The sequence below is a fragment of the Haloplanus sp. XH21 genome, from assembly GCF_023276355.1.
GTDB classification, from domain to species: Archaea; Halobacteriota; Halobacteria; order Halobacteriales; family Haloferacaceae; genus Haloplanus; species Haloplanus halobius.
Map to the genome: position 1 here is coordinate 1,821,599 of NZ_JALLPL010000001.1, position 13,782 is coordinate 1,835,380.

The window sequence follows — 13,782 nt, forward strand, 5'->3', positions numbered from 1 at the left end:
TAGGCTAGCCTAAAACCGATGCTACCATCGATCGGTACGACGCGACGTTGGACAGTGTGGACAGCCGTTCTCCTGTGTTTCCTACTCGTTGGCAGTGCAGCGACCGTCGTCGCGACGGCGCCCGCGCACGTCTCCGTCTCGGGAATGAGCGTCTCGGACGACGAACCGACGGTCGGGGAGACGATCACCGTCACACCGACGATCCGACACTCGGGGTCGGGAAGCGGTAGTTTCCAGGTGACGGAGGTGACGCTCGTCGACGCGAGCGGGACGCGCTACGCCGAGGCGAGCGACCTCGGCACGCTCGGCGCGGGCGACACCATCGACGTGCCGCTCAGCGCGACGCTTCAGTCCGCGGGGGAGCGAAAGCTCCTCGTCGAGGTTCGCGGGGTGCAGTACGACTCCGACGGCAAGTGGAACCGCGTGATCTACACGCGTCACCCCCTCTACGTGAGCGTCTCCGAGCCGACGACATCGACGACGAAGCCGCAGTTGAACGTCGACACGGCGGGTCTGACCGCCCGCACCGAGTCGACCGTTCGGGTGACGGCGTCGAATGGCGGCGACAGCGAACTGACGGACCTCTCGCTCCGCCTCTCGGGGAGCGATGGACTAGAGAACCGGACGAAACTTCAGCCCGCGCTCGCCGCGCAGAACTCGACGACGTTCGAGTTCGACGTGCGTCCGTCCCAGGCGGGGACCCAGCAGCTCAACGCGACGCTGCAGTACGACGGCGGGAGAACCGTCTCCACCACGAAAGACATCGAGGTCGCACCACTTCGAAACGACGCGGCCGTCTACGCGACCCTCTCCGAGCAAAACGAGTCGACGGTCCTCCAGTACCGGGTGAGCAACCACGGGAACACGCCGCTGGAGAACGTCGTCGTCTCCGGTGCAGCGACGGGGACGCCGCTGCCGACGACGGTGATGTCGACGGTCGAACCCGGCGCGTCGGAGACGGCGACCGTCGAGTTGAACGAACGGCCGTCGGGGGCAGCGACAGTGTCCGCGACCTACCAGATCGGCGCGACGACCGGACAGGCCGACCAGGCGATCCAGTTCGCCGCGGCCACATCGGACGAAAACGCGCCGGCGACGCCGAGCGACTCCCAAGGAATGACCGCCGCGCAGAACCGGGAGAACTGGTTCGGACCGCTCCCCTTCCTCACGGGCGGAGTCGTCGCGACCGGCTCCATCCTCGGCTACCGAAGCTGGCAGGGCAGGTAACACCGGCCGCGCGGCTGGCTCGGTGAGAGTTTAGGCGCCCCGAAAATCCGAAAACGCTTTATTGTTTTAGGTAGGCCTAAATATCATGGTGGGCGACGACGCGACGCGCACACTGACGACGCGGAGAGACGCGATCACGTGCGGTGCGGTCGCCCTGGGAGGTGCACTCACGGGGTGTCTCGGTGGGGGAGGGTCGGCCACCGAACCGGCCGAGACGACGGGGTCGTACAGCGTGACCATGTCCCCGGCCGGATCAGTGGGGTTCGAGAGCGTGCCCGAACGCGTCTTCACCGTCTTTCCGCAGTATCTGGACATGGCCGTCGCGCTGGGACGCGGCGACGCCGTCAACACGGTCTACGTCCCCGAGATGTCGGGGACGACGATGAGCCACTACTACCACCGCCTTGACGGCGTCGATCTGGCGTGGGACGGACTCGTCGACCCCCTGAGCGACGGCCTATCCAAGGAGCACCTGTACGCGCTCGACAGCGATGTTCACCTCGCGGATCCCGCGTGGGCGTCGACACAGACAAACTGGAGTCGCGAGGACATCGCGGAGATCGCCGACCAGGTCGCGCCGTGGGTTGGAAACTTCTACAGCGGGACGCAGGCGACGCCTCCGGACGGCTACGACGACTACGACTACTACTCCCTGTGGGACCTGTTCGGGAAGGTTGCACAGGTCTTCCAGGAGCAGGAGCGCTACGAGGCGCTCGCTCGGGTTCACGACGATCTCGTCTCGACCATCCAGGCCGACCTGCCGCCGGCAGAGGAGCGCCCGACGGTGGTGCGGTCGACGCTCGCGGCCGACGGATCGAGCTTCTACAGTTACCACCTCAACAAGCCGGGGTACTGGTTGGCCGACACGCGACCGCTGGGGGCGCACGACCCGTTCGACGACGCCGACTGGGGCGGTCTATGGGGGACCGTCGATTACGAGACGATGCTCGAGGCGGATCCCGACGTCTTCCTCCACCTGTGGGGGCTGACGCCGAACTACCAGATGGACGAGGTCCGGCAGTCGCTGGAGAGCCACGAGGTCGGCAGCCAGCTCGCTGCCGTCGAGAACGACCGCGTCTATCCCGCCGGGATGCGTTACCAGGGGCCGATCATGAACCTGTTCCAGATCGAAATGGGGGCGAAACAGCTCTACCCCGACCGGTTCGGGGCGTGGCCGGGCTACGAGGACGGCGATCACTACCCGGAACTTCCCGAAGACGAGCAGTTGTTCGATCGCCAGCGGGTTGCGGACATCGTCACCGGGAGGGCGGAGGGCGAATGACGGGCGCCCCGTCCGGAATCGCCTCGAACGAGCGCCCCGCCGCACCGCCACGCACCGGCTGAGATGGCCGTCGAGACACACGTCGACCAGGCCCGGTCGCGCGTCAACGCGGAACGGGCGGCGGTCGTGGCCAAGCGCGACGCGTTCGAGACGTTCCGCGACCGGGTGGCGGGGATCGCACCCGAGCCGACGCCGTCGCTCTCGTCGGGCATCTCGACGACGGCCGGCGCCGTCCACGGGGAGTCCAGTACCGACGACCGCTGTCGAACGGTTCGGACGGCCTTCGCCGAGACCGTCCGCCCGCACAGCGTCGACGACGCGGCCGACGCCGAACCTCTGCTCGCGACCATCCGGGCCGAGTTCACGGATTCGATCGCCGTCGCGCTCGCCCCGACGACTGCGCCGCCGTTCTCGGCGGAACTCAAGCGGGCCATCGTCGCCGAAACCACTGCCCGGCAGGCCGAAATCGAGACGCTGGATCGGGCGCTCGAGCGGGAGCGCGCGCAGCTCGATGACGCCGGAACGGTCCTCTGGACGGTCACCGACTGGATCGCCGACGCGAACGAGACGCCGCTGTCGGCGCTGGGGTTCGACACGCTCCGGAAGCGACACGAGACACTCGCGGCACACCGCGATCGGTGTGCGGACCTCACCGAGCAGCGGCAGGCGTTCCTCCGAGAGACGACGACCGGGGACGCCGGCGCCGAGATCCACCACCGCGACCTCGTTCCGTATCTCTACGGGGAGTCTCCGGTCGACTATCCGGTCCTGACGACGGCCACGCGTCTGGACGATGTCTGTGCCGCGTGTCAGCGAACCGTCCGCGACCATCTGGTACGGAGGGCCTGACCGGACGATGAGCGGGGCGTCCGAGTATCTCCTCGTCCTCTACATCGCCGAGCAAGGGGCGGGGGCACCCGTCCCACCGGGTGATGTCGCCGAGGCGGTCGGTCGCTCCCCGTCCGCGACGACGGAGATGCTCCAGCGACTCGCCGAGCAGGGCCTCGTCACGCACGAACCGTACGAGGGGGCGACCCTGACTGCCGACGGACGGGCGAGAGCCGAGGAGATCCACGGGACGTACACCACCCTCTCGCGGTTCTTCGGGGAGGTGCTCGATCTGGACGACCCCGAGGATGCCGCGATGTCGGTGGCCGGGAACATCAGCCCCGCTGTGGCAAACCGGCTCGCCGCGACCCTCCTCGATGGGGATCCCATGCAGAGTCGGCTGTCGAACGGGGAACAGTCGTGATCGCCGCCCCGCTGCGGACGGATCGAAAAAGAGGCGTTCGAGGCCGACGACGACACGATCGATGACGGAGTCAGAGACCACCGACCGAACGACGATTCGCACCGGCCGCGAGTTCGAACAGGAGTACCGTCTCGACGCGAGCGAAGCCGGCGATTTTCTGATCGACCTCGGCGAGCAACTCCGTGACGGCGACGAACTGACCCTCGTCGAGGAGGAGTGGGAACTCCCCTTCGCCTTCGGTGAGCCGGTCGACCTCGACATCGACTTCGACGGCGTCGGCGAGCCGACCCTGGAAATCGAAGTCGAACTTCCCGGTCGAACCGACGAAAAAGCGCCCGATATCGCGTAGATTAGTTCGACGCGGAGTCGAGGACGAGCGTGTCGTCCTCGAGGTAGTGGTGGAAGACGTGGGCATGGTCCTCGATGCCTTCGAGCTGCTCGCGCAGCATCTGGGCGGTCGCGTGGTCGCCGAGACCCTCCGCGAGCTCGATGTGTTCGCGGTAGCTCTCGATGATGTCGCCGTACATCTCGAGGTCGTTCGCCAGCGAGGTTCGGATGTCGTAGACATCCTCGTTTTCGGGGTCGACGGTAGCCACCTCGGAGAGGGTAGCCATGTTCGCGTGGGGAACGCCGCCGAGCGCCTGGAGCCGCTCGGCGAGTTCGTCGGCCGCGGCCTCGACTGCCTCGTACGCCTCCTGCAGGAAGACGTGGATGTCGCGGAACTCCGCGCCCTCGACGTTCCAGTGGTGCTTGTGGAGCTGATGGTACAGCACGTACGCGTCCGCGAGGTCCGTGTTCAGCGCCTCGATGATCCGCGCCGTCTTCTCCTCTTCGAGTCGGACCGGGTTCTCGCCAACCGTGCCTGCTTCCTGACGAACCGTCTTGTGAGTGTTCATTGCGTTTCATACGACGCTCGCCATCCCCTTATAACTTTTCAATAATCGTACAATTTTTCGCACGGCCTAAAATCGGAGATAATAGCACATTTTCCCGTTCTATGCGGTTATTCCTGCTAATCGGTGTTTCCGCAGTCTCAGATCATATCAGTATTAATATATAATACAGATCCGTAAGTGACGGGCCGATCATCGTGTCGAATCCCCATTTCTGCGGGGAGAGCGAGTGTTCGTCGACAGGACGGTGGATCACCGGGACCGACCGCGGGATATTTAGTATTACACGGTCATTTCACGGCCATGCGACAATCGGTCCTCGCCGGCTTCGGTGTGTTTCTGCTCTGTATAGCGGCGCTCGGCGCTCCGCTAGCAGGGGCGAACGGAGAGTACGATGTCACCACGGATCGAGGGATCGACGTCCCCGACCGGACGGTCGAACAGGGTGGCGACACCTTCACGATCACCACGATCTCACGGGGCGACCCCGGTGATTCGGTTTCGGTGACTGCGAACGCCCCCGAGGGGACCGATATCACGCTCTATCTCTACAACAGCGATCAGGCTATCGTCGACGCCCGCGAGGGGACCGGGACCACGACGTTCGAGTTCGCCCTCGAGAACGACAGCGGGGCCGGATACGAGTCCGGAACCTACGCCTTCATGCTCCAGCAGGACGGCTCGCGCGAAGCGGTCCACCCGCTCGTGGTCCGGGGCTACTCGACGGCCGTGAACGTTCCGGGATCGGCCACGGCGGGTGAGGACGTGTCTATCTCCGCCACCATCGAGAAACTCCGCGGGCAGGACCGAGAACGCGTCGAGATAGCAGTCGCGAACGAGGGGACGACGGTCCGTGAGACGGCGACCGAAGACGGCTCGGGGACGTACAGCGCCACGGTCGACACGAGCGAGCTCTCGCCCGGAACGTACGACGTGTACGCGACCGTTCGCGGCTCGGAACAGGCGCTCGGTCAGAACGAGATCCTCGGACTGGGCGACCCGCAGACGCTCACCATCGAAGAGGCGGAGACATCGAACGGCGGTGGTGGCGGAGGCGGAGGCGGCGGTGGCGGAGGCGGCAGTAGCGGCGAAAGCGACACCGCGGAGCCGGACGACACGTCGGACGAGACGACGCCCGCCGAGGACCAAGCACGGAACGTCGCGGAGTCGGTGACCAAGGGGATCGTCGACGAGGACGCCGAGTCACAGGGCGTGAGCGTCGAGATCGACACCGAGACGCTGACCGAAATCACGTTCTCCGACGGGGCGGTGCAGGCGACCGGGGATCTCACAGTCGAACGCCACGCCTCGCCGTCATCGACGTTCACCCAGCAGTTCGGCGACTCGGACGTCGTGACATCAGTGAACATCGAGGTGCCGCCAGCGGCGGCGGACAGCCCCGCAACGCTGCGGTTCACGCTGAGTGAGGAATCCCTCGGTGATCGGAACCCCGAGAACATCGGCGTCGTGCGGGCCGTCGACGGCGGGCTACAGCTGATCCCGACAGAGGTCGAATCGACCGACACGGGCGTCGTCGTCACGGCCGAGACACCCGGGTTCTCGGAGTTTGCCGTCGTAACCGTCGAGCCGGATTCACAGGATACGAGCGGGACGGCGACGGCCGACGCGACATCGACGCCAGACGCGACGGCGACCGACGGCGGGGCGCTCACGCCGAACACGCAGACGGGGACCGCCGACGGGACGGCGACGAGCGGTGACGGCTCGACACGTATCGTTCAGGTCGTCGTCGCGACGCTCCTGCTCGTGATCGTCGGCGCGCGGCGATACCGGGTCTGATTCCAGCATGCGGCTCTCCGTCCTCGGACGCACGCTGTCCATCGGCGCGCCTCAGGCCGTTCTCGCGGGGTTGTCGCTCGCGTTCGTCGTCGCCCTCGTGACGGCCGGCGTGACGGCCACAGCGCCGTTCGCCGCGTACAACGCCGACTGGACGGGAACGGCCGACCTGCGAGCGTTGGCCGACGAGGGCGACCGGAGCGTGTTCGTCGTGTCGAACGCGATGCTCCCGGCCGAAACGCGGCCCAACGAGACGGTGCTGCTGTTGCTCGGCGTCGGTGAACTGACGCCCGAGACACGAGGTGACGTGGAACAGTTCGTCGAACGGGGCGGGACGCTCGTCGTCACCGCGGACGCCGATACGAACAGCACCCCCCTGCTGGAGACGGTCGGAGCGACCGCCCGAATCCAGGACGGCCCGCTCCGCGATCCCCGAGAGTACTACCGGTCGCCCGCGCTCCCGATAGCCGAGCCGACCGAAAACGCCGAACTGCCGAACGGCTCCGGTATCATCCTCAATCACGCGGGCGTCGTCGACCCCGGTGGGGCGACGGTCCTCGCGCGGACCTCCGAGTTCGCGTACATCGACACGAACCGAAACGGGGAGTTCGACAGCACCGAATCACTCGGCTCGCGCCCCGTCCTGACGACCGAACGGGTGGCCGACGGGCGCGTGGTCGTCCTCAGCGATTCGAGCGTGTTCGTCAACGCGATGCTGGACCGACCGGGGAACGAAGCGCTCGCCACAGCGCTTCTCGCGGACCACGAACGCGTCGTGCTCTCCAGTGACGGAGCGGCGCCCGTCCCGCCGGTCGCCAACGCCCTCCTCGTCCTGCGTCGGAGTCCGGGGCTTCAGATGGTGACGCTCGTCGGCCTCCTCGGGACAGTCGTGGCATCGCGGCGGTATCTCGAACGCGGCGAGGCGTTCGGCGAACGCGATCCGACCGGTGACATCGGGCAACCGGGTGAATCAGGCGACGATTCGACGCCGTCGGAGCGGGTCGAGGGGTTCGTCGCCGTGCTCCGACAGGACCATCCGGAGTGGGACCGCGGACGGCTCGAACGCGTCGTGCGCGCAGCGATCGATCGAGAGGATTCCAACGATGAGTGACACTGACCCCGTCGAGACGCCGCGTACCGTGTACACAGACATTCGAGACGCCGTCGAATCGGTGCTGATCGGGAACGATCCGATCATCCGCGGGTTGACGATCTCCCTCCTGACAGGCGGGCACGTCCTGATCGAAGGGGTTCCCGGCGTGGGAAAGACTACCGGAGCACGGCTGTTCGCCCGAGCGACGGGCCTCGATTACGGCCGGATCCAGATGACGCCCGACGTCCTCCCGGCGGACATCACCGGCACGGAGGTCTACCGGGAACACACGGGCGAGTTCGACCTGCAGCGCGGGCCGATATTCGCGAACGTGGTCGTCGCCGACGAGATCAATCGCGCGACGCCGAAGACCCAGAGCGCGCTGCTCGAAGCCATGCAGGAACGGACCGTCACGATCGGCGGAGACACGCTCTCGCTCCCCGATCCGTTCCTCGTCATCGCCACCCAGAACCCCATCGAGTACGAGGGAACGTTCTCGCTCCCGGAGGCCCAGCGCGACCGGTTCCAGTTCAAACTGATCGCCGGGATCCCCGACCGGGACGACGAGACTGAACTACTCGACCGCTTCGACGAGCATCCTGATCTCGGCGCGGACGACATCGATCAGGCCGTCACCCGGGAGCAACTCGCTAGCGCGAGCAGAGCCGTCGAGGAGGTCTACGTCGCGCCGGAGATCAAGGAGTACATCCTTGATCTCGTGGACGGCACGCGAACCACCGACCAGTTGGCACACGGCGCCTCGCCGCGCGCCGCGCTGGATCTGCTCCAAGCGGCCAAAGGCAACGCCGCGCTCGAGGGGCGCGACTACGCGATTCCGGACGATGTCAAGTCCCTCGCGCTGATGACGCTCGGGCACCGGCTCGTGCTCAGCACCGACGCCGAACTTAGCGAACGGTCGGCGCGCGACATCATCCAGTCCGTGATCGACGACACCAGCGTGCCCTCAGTCGATACCGGTTTCGAACCCAGCGCGGTGGCCGACGACTAGGCGTCGGACTCTGCGCGCCGTGACTCGTCCCATTCGAGGGCGAGACGGTACGTCCCCCCCTCCGACGTAGCGCGTTCGGCGATTTCGACGGGGGCGTCGAGGCCCTTCGCCACGCCCGCGCTCACGAACGAGGTGAGCGGGTCGTCGACCGTCCCCGGTTCGAACGCTGGCTCTTCGATCACGACCGCTAGACGCGTCGTCTCACTCGCGTCGGCCGTCGCTGTCGAGGGGTCGATACCGTCGTTCGTGACCGATGTACGTTCGGTTCGCACCGCGTCCGCGAGTTCGAACTGTTCGGTGAGGCCGTCGGCCAACTGCTCGGCGAGGCGGTCGATATCCGACGGGAGCGGCCGGTCGAGCGTTCGTTCGAACTCCCGAAGCAGGGTGCCGCCGGTCGGAACGGCGAACAGCCCCCGCGACCGACGGTTCTCCGGAGCGGCGATACCGGGCGACGGCGACGGCGGGAGTTCGTACGCTGCGGCTTGCGGAACGAACAGGAGGACATCCGCCGCCTGCGCGTCGTGACCGTCGGTGAGCGGGACGTACACGTGTGCCTCCTGTAGTCCGAGGTCGGCGATCAGGGCGTGCAGCGTCGCGCCGTGTGCCGCGGCGACGCGTTCGCTGACACGCGCAGCCACGAACCGCTCCGGCGTCAGATAGTACGTGAGTAGACCGGCGAACAGCCCCGTCGCGCCGAGGGCAAACAGGACGCCCCTGGTGTTCGGGAACAGTACCGCTGCGCTGACCCCCAGGGCGCCGAGGAGATATAGGCCGACGGCGGTGCGTCGGTACCGGGTCCGCTGGGTCGCCGCGTACGCCCGGCGCAAGCGTCGGTTCTCCGCCCGCAACTGCTCCAGTTGAGCGAGCAGTTCCTCGGCGGATCGATCCTCGTCTCCCCGCGCCGTCTCGTCGACGCGACTCACGACTCGCCCTCCTCGCCCGCCGTCCGCACGGTAACGGTTCGAGACAGGACACCGCTGAGAAAGAGGACGAGCCCGCTGGAGACGGCGGTGGTGGCGTAGATCGATAGCGCTTCGAGGTGGGCGATAGCGAGCACGCTGGCGAAGACGGCGACGACGAGGAGGCTCCCGATTCCGAGCGCTCGCGTCGGCCGGCGGGCGGTCACGACGGGTTCGAAAGCGAGTCCGGCGACGCCGGCACCGAGGAGACCGACGCCGACGACGGGCGACGGGAACGTCGTCTGGGTCCCGGCGAACACCGTCGACACCGTCGCTGGCTCCGTGAATCCGGTGATGCCGATCGTTCCGACGGCGATGGCCGCAGGCGTCGATCCGAGCAGCCACAGTAGCGACGCCACGACGCCGACGATGATCGCGGGCCGTCCACCCAACGCGGAGCCGCCGGCGACGACGAGGGCGACGCCGACACCCCCGAGGAGCGTCCGCTCTCGAAGCCCGTTCCGTAACCGGTCGCGCACTGCGCCGTCACGTCGCTGTGTTCGTGTGCTCATCGTTATGGAGTTGATCCGCGCTGGTCGGTGCTAGCCGGCGCACCCGTCAGAACGGTTGCGAGTCGGTCGCGTGGGCCGACCTCGAAGGCGGTGACGCGCTGGTACTGGTCGAGCCGTTGACGCAGCTGTTCGAACGAACGGTACCGTTCGTAAGCCGCCCCGAGGTCGTCCGGATCGACGGCATCGAACAGCACGGAGGGCGTGAGAAAGACGAGGACGTGGTTGCCACCCTGTCGCGCCGTCCGGACCGCTTCGAGCAACTCGGCGGGCCGGCGGTCGCTCGTGACGATGACGAACCACGTGGTGCCGGCCACGCGCCGCCCGCCGACTCGTACCCCCTGAAACAGCGGATCATCGGAGATGCGATGCAGGTACTCCGTGGTGTCGGCGAAAAACGGACGGAGACGCGTCGCGAACGCCGAATCATCGGCCGACAGGGACCGCGCGACGCGCCGCCGCTCCCGGACCGTGGTCGGCGCGCGCGGTCCGTCAGCTCTCACCGCGGAGTCACTCTCGGTCCGTCGCGGGGTGTCTTGGCTCCCAGATTCGTCAGGCGGCGTCGCGTTGGCGTGCTCCGCCGCCGTCGGCTCGAGCGTTTCGAGCGCGCGCTGGGCCCGCTGGTACTGATTCGGGGTGCTCTTGGGGCGGACGAAGTCGGTGAGGCCGTCGTCGCCGACGGCCAGCCATCCGAGCGGGTCGGTCAACTGCTGTGCAGTCGCGACGACGGCGATACCGACGCTCCGGGCGTGATCGAGCATCGTGCGCCCGGCGGCGCCGAGACCCATCTCGTCTCTATGGTCGACGACCAACAGCGTCTGGCGGTCGGCAGTGGCCTCGTACTCGCGGATATACGGCTCCGCCAACCGGGCCGTGGCCTTCCAGTCGATGCGAGAAAGCGAATCCCCAGGGACGTACTCGCGCAGTTCGAGGGGTTCGATGCCGCCGCCGCTGTGTTCCGTCTCGTGTTCGCCGTAGCCACGTCCGAGCGACTCCCGCCCGCTGCCGACGTGGATGTTTCGCGGGCCATATGGACGCACGTCGATGGTCGGGCGGCAGTCGTCGTCCGTCCGTTCCCAGGTGTGGACGAACAGGCCCTGCGAGTCACGCAGGCGGAGTTCGACGCCACGCGGCGCCGTCCGCCCGGCGACGTCCATCGTCGCGTCGTACGCGGCCTCGGCGTGGTGCGCGCCGGCGTCGAGGCGGGCGGTCCGGCCCGACGGAGACTGGGCGGTGGCGGCGAGCGGCGGCAGCGAGGTGAGACGAAGGGGACACGGCGCGGCGTCGGCGCAGTCGGCTGCCAGTCGGATCGTAACCGTATCACCGGCCGTGATCACGGACTCGCTCACCGTCTGACCGAGCGTGAGGTCATCGGTAACGAGGGCCGTGTAGTGGGCGAACCGGAGTTGGTGCAACAGGAGCCACGTCCAGACGCCGACGGCGCCGACGAGCAGGAGCGGCCGGGCGAAGACGAGCGCTCCAGCGGCGACTAGCGCGCCGATACCGACACCCTCCCAGTACCGCGCGGTTCCACGCATCCTCGACTGGTTAGTGCCAGAGACCGTGCGTATATTAATCCCTGCGAGTCTAGCAGTGCGTAATGCGCCGCCGGACTGAACGGTATCTTCTCGTCGCGGCCACCGTCAGTGCGGCGGTCTTACTCGTGGCGGCGGCCTCCGTCGCCGGCATCTCGCCCCTCCAGTCCACTTCCGATGCGACGCCGTCCGGAGCGGCGAACGTCACCGCGGTCCCGGACGACGGCAACCGTTCCGATCCGGTCGTCCGCCACCGCGATCCAGACACCATCGAGCGGTCCACCGTCGCGCTCGATCGGACGGGACTCGAACTCGCACGGTCGCTCGGCGTTCGACTCAACGTCAGCGCGAGCGAACTCCGTGAGGAGGACTTCACGACGGCGGAGAGCCAACTCGGCTCGGACTATCAGACCGACGTGATCCGGCTGACGGAGATCGCGGAGGCCACCGAGAACACCAGCGACGACGAAATCGCCGCGGCCTACCGCGAGGCCGGCACCGAGCAGCGCGAGACGATACGGAACGCCGAGGAGTTCCAGGAGCTGTACACCGAGTACCAGCAGGCCCGCGCCAGTCAGAACGAAACGCGCGCCCGGGAAGCAGCACGGCGACTCTCCGCGGAGTTCGAAGAAATCAACGCGAGCGCCGACGAGCTTCGCGAGGCCTACGGCAACCTCGAACGAGTCAACGAATCGCAGGCCGAGTTGGCACAGCGACAGATCAACCAGAGTCTCGACAGAGCAAGCCGCATCACGCAGACGGCACGCACCTCCTCGTACACCGAAACGACGCTGACGGTGACCGCGGTGCGGCCGCACGGCTCGCCGACCCGTCCCTTCATTCTGTGCGGGGAGTTGCGGAGTGCCGACGGCGAGCAGCTAGCGAATCGGACCGTCGTGATAGGCTCGGAAGCGCACAACACGACCGTCCAGACGGATCGCAACGGGCAGTTCACGCTACGGCATCGACCGACCGTCCTCAAACAGGGACCACAGACGGTACAGGTCCGTTACGTGCCGAACGCGACGGCAGGTTATCTCGGTGAGACGGCCACGACCAACGTCTCGGTCGTCCAGCGGGCGTCGACGGTTCGGCTGCGGACCACGCCCGAAACCGTGGCGAACGGGACGATGGAGCGGGCCTTGGGGCGCGTACTGGTCGATGCGCGGGGTGTCGAGGGCGTACCGGTTGCACTCCGAATCGGTGAGACTCAGGTTGCGACCGGACGGACGAACGCGAGCGGTGGGTTCAACCTCACCGCCAGCCCGCCGCTCTCGGTGCCGGCGGGGGAGACCGACGCGACCGTCGTCGTGACCACGACGGACCAGGCCGTCGCGCGGAGTCAGCGGACGGAGCGCATCACCGTCGGCGACATCCCAACGACGCTCACGCTGTCCGCCGAGCGCACCGACTCGCGGACGATGCGCCTCACGGGAACGCTCCGCCGAGAGTCGGGTGAGCCGCTGGCCGGACGGACGGTGACCGTTTCCACCGGAGATCGGACGCTCGGCTGGTTCCGAACGGACGACAACGGTCGGTTCGCTGGAAACCTCACGCTCGTGGCAGACCAGCCCGGAATCGACAGCGCGGACGTCGCGGTCACGGCGGCGTTCGACGGGGCGTCGACACATCTCTCGACGGCGCGGACGACGGCGGCGGTCACGTTGCCGTCGTTCGCACCACCGGGCGTGTTCGGTTACGGCGTGCCGGCCCGAGCGTGGGGGTTACTCGCCGGTGCGGTGGCCCTTCTCGGCGGGGCCGTCGTTCTCACTCGCCGCCGGACCGCGAGCGACACCGCGCCGGCGGCCGATCCGGCACGCGCCGAGGTGGATTCGTCGGCGCCGCGCTCGGCTCAGTCGGCGCCGCCGGACCCCCTGTCGATGCTCGAGTCGGCACGGGCGGCCGTCGCCGACGCGCCGCGGGACGCTACCCGTCTCGGGTACATCGCCGTGCGAAACGAGCTAGCCGGCGACATGGGGCTCGACGACCACGCGTCGATGACGTACTGGGAGTTCCACGCAGCGTGCCGCGAGCAGGCCGACGACCGCTCAGCGGAGCGGTTCGCGAGATTTCAGGAGCTGACGGAGCTGTACGAACAGGCGGCGTACACCGACCGCCCGCTTTCAGACGAGCGAATCGACGAACTGCTCGAGTATTTCGCAGCGGCGTTCGACGCCTGACGACAGCTATCTTTAATTGTCGCCAGCGCCGTGTCACGACTATTCG

Annotated in this window: 12 protein-coding genes and 1 pseudogene; 9 read left to right on the plus strand and 4 right to left on the minus strand. The window is 67.4% G+C overall.

The features are described from left to right. Window positions 1-54: 54 nt before the first annotated feature. From MXB53_RS09530 to MXB53_RS09550, 5 genes are all read left to right on the plus strand, one after another. Window positions 55-1,227, plus strand: a complete 1,173-nt coding sequence (locus tag MXB53_RS09530) for a COG1361 family protein (protein WP_248897132.1) — start codon at window positions 55-57, stop codon at window positions 1,225-1,227. A gap of 85 nt (window positions 1,228-1,312) precedes the next feature. After that, on the plus strand, window positions 1,313-2,509 hold the full coding sequence (locus MXB53_RS09535) for an ABC transporter substrate-binding protein (protein WP_248897133.1): 1,197 nt from the start codon (window positions 1,313-1,315) through the stop codon (window positions 2,507-2,509). Between the two features lie 63 nt (window positions 2,510-2,572). Continuing rightward, window positions 2,573-3,358 carry a DUF7260 family protein gene (locus tag MXB53_RS09540; RefSeq protein WP_248897134.1) on the plus strand — a complete coding sequence of 262 codons (786 nt, stop codon included), beginning with the start codon at window positions 2,573-2,575 and terminating at the stop codon, window positions 3,356-3,358. A 7-nt stretch (window positions 3,359-3,365) separates the two neighbouring features. Then, a complete protein-coding gene (locus MXB53_RS09545; RefSeq protein ID WP_248897135.1) occupies window positions 3,366-3,761 on the plus strand; it encodes a metal-dependent transcriptional regulator in 396 nt (131 codons plus the stop codon). A 61-nt stretch (window positions 3,762-3,822) separates the two neighbouring features. Continuing rightward, window positions 3,823-4,110: an amphi-Trp domain-containing protein gene (locus MXB53_RS09550; protein ID WP_248897136.1), complete on the plus strand. Its 288-nt coding sequence runs from the start codon at window positions 3,823-3,825 to the stop codon at window positions 4,108-4,110. A gap of 1 nt (window position 4,111) precedes the next feature. Here the strand turns inward: MXB53_RS09550 and dpsA are convergent, their stop codons facing one another. Then, window positions 4,112-4,657 (minus strand): DNA starvation/stationary phase protection protein DpsA, encoded by a 546-nt coding sequence (dpsA, locus tag MXB53_RS09555; RefSeq protein ID WP_248897137.1) that lies wholly within the window; start codon window positions 4,655-4,657, stop codon window positions 4,112-4,114. A gap of 300 nt (window positions 4,658-4,957) precedes the next feature. On the opposite strand from dpsA, the gene MXB53_RS09560 reads away from it, so the two are divergent. The 3 genes and pseudogenes from MXB53_RS09560 (at window position 4,958) to MXB53_RS09570 (ending at window position 8,553) form a co-directional block, all read left to right on the plus strand. Further along, window positions 4,958-6,454 carry a hypothetical protein gene (locus MXB53_RS09560; protein ID WP_248897138.1) on the plus strand — a complete coding sequence of 499 codons (1,497 nt, stop codon included), beginning with the start codon at window positions 4,958-4,960 and terminating at the stop codon, window positions 6,452-6,454. Window positions 6,455-6,527: 73 nt separating this feature from the next. After that, window positions 6,528-7,562, plus strand: a pseudogene (locus MXB53_RS09565) (DUF4350 domain-containing protein); the annotation flags it as partial. After that, window positions 7,555-8,553, plus strand: coding sequence for an AAA family ATPase (locus MXB53_RS09570; protein ID WP_248897140.1), 999 nt, complete (start codon window positions 7,555-7,557; stop codon window positions 8,551-8,553). The pseudogene MXB53_RS09565 and the gene MXB53_RS09570, both read left to right, overlap by 8 nt. Here MXB53_RS09570 and MXB53_RS09575 read toward each other — a convergent pair. From MXB53_RS09575 to MXB53_RS09585, 3 genes are read right to left on the minus strand one after another with little or no spacing between them, the layout of a single operon-like run. After that, on the minus strand, window positions 8,550-9,476 hold the full coding sequence (locus tag MXB53_RS09575) for a DUF7982 domain-containing protein (RefSeq protein WP_248897141.1): 927 nt from the start codon (window positions 9,474-9,476) through the stop codon (window positions 8,550-8,552). The genes MXB53_RS09570 and MXB53_RS09575 overlap by 4 nt on opposite strands. Further along, complete coding sequence (locus MXB53_RS09580; RefSeq protein ID WP_248897142.1) at window positions 9,473-10,024, minus strand: hypothetical protein; 552 nt, start codon at window positions 10,022-10,024, stop codon at window positions 9,473-9,475. Before MXB53_RS09580 ends, MXB53_RS09575 begins: the two co-directional genes overlap by 4 nt. A gap of 2 nt (window positions 10,025-10,026) precedes the next feature. Next, on the minus strand, window positions 10,027-11,559 hold the full coding sequence (locus MXB53_RS09585) for a DUF58 domain-containing protein (RefSeq protein ID WP_248897143.1): 1,533 nt from the start codon (window positions 11,557-11,559) through the stop codon (window positions 10,027-10,029). A 62-nt stretch (window positions 11,560-11,621) separates the two neighbouring features. Here MXB53_RS09585 and MXB53_RS09590 point away from each other — a divergent pair, with 62 nt between their 5' ends. Further along, window positions 11,622-13,736, plus strand: a complete 2,115-nt coding sequence (locus MXB53_RS09590; protein ID WP_248897144.1) for a DUF4129 domain-containing protein — start codon at window positions 11,622-11,624, stop codon at window positions 13,734-13,736. Window positions 13,737-13,782 lie beyond the last annotated feature (46 nt).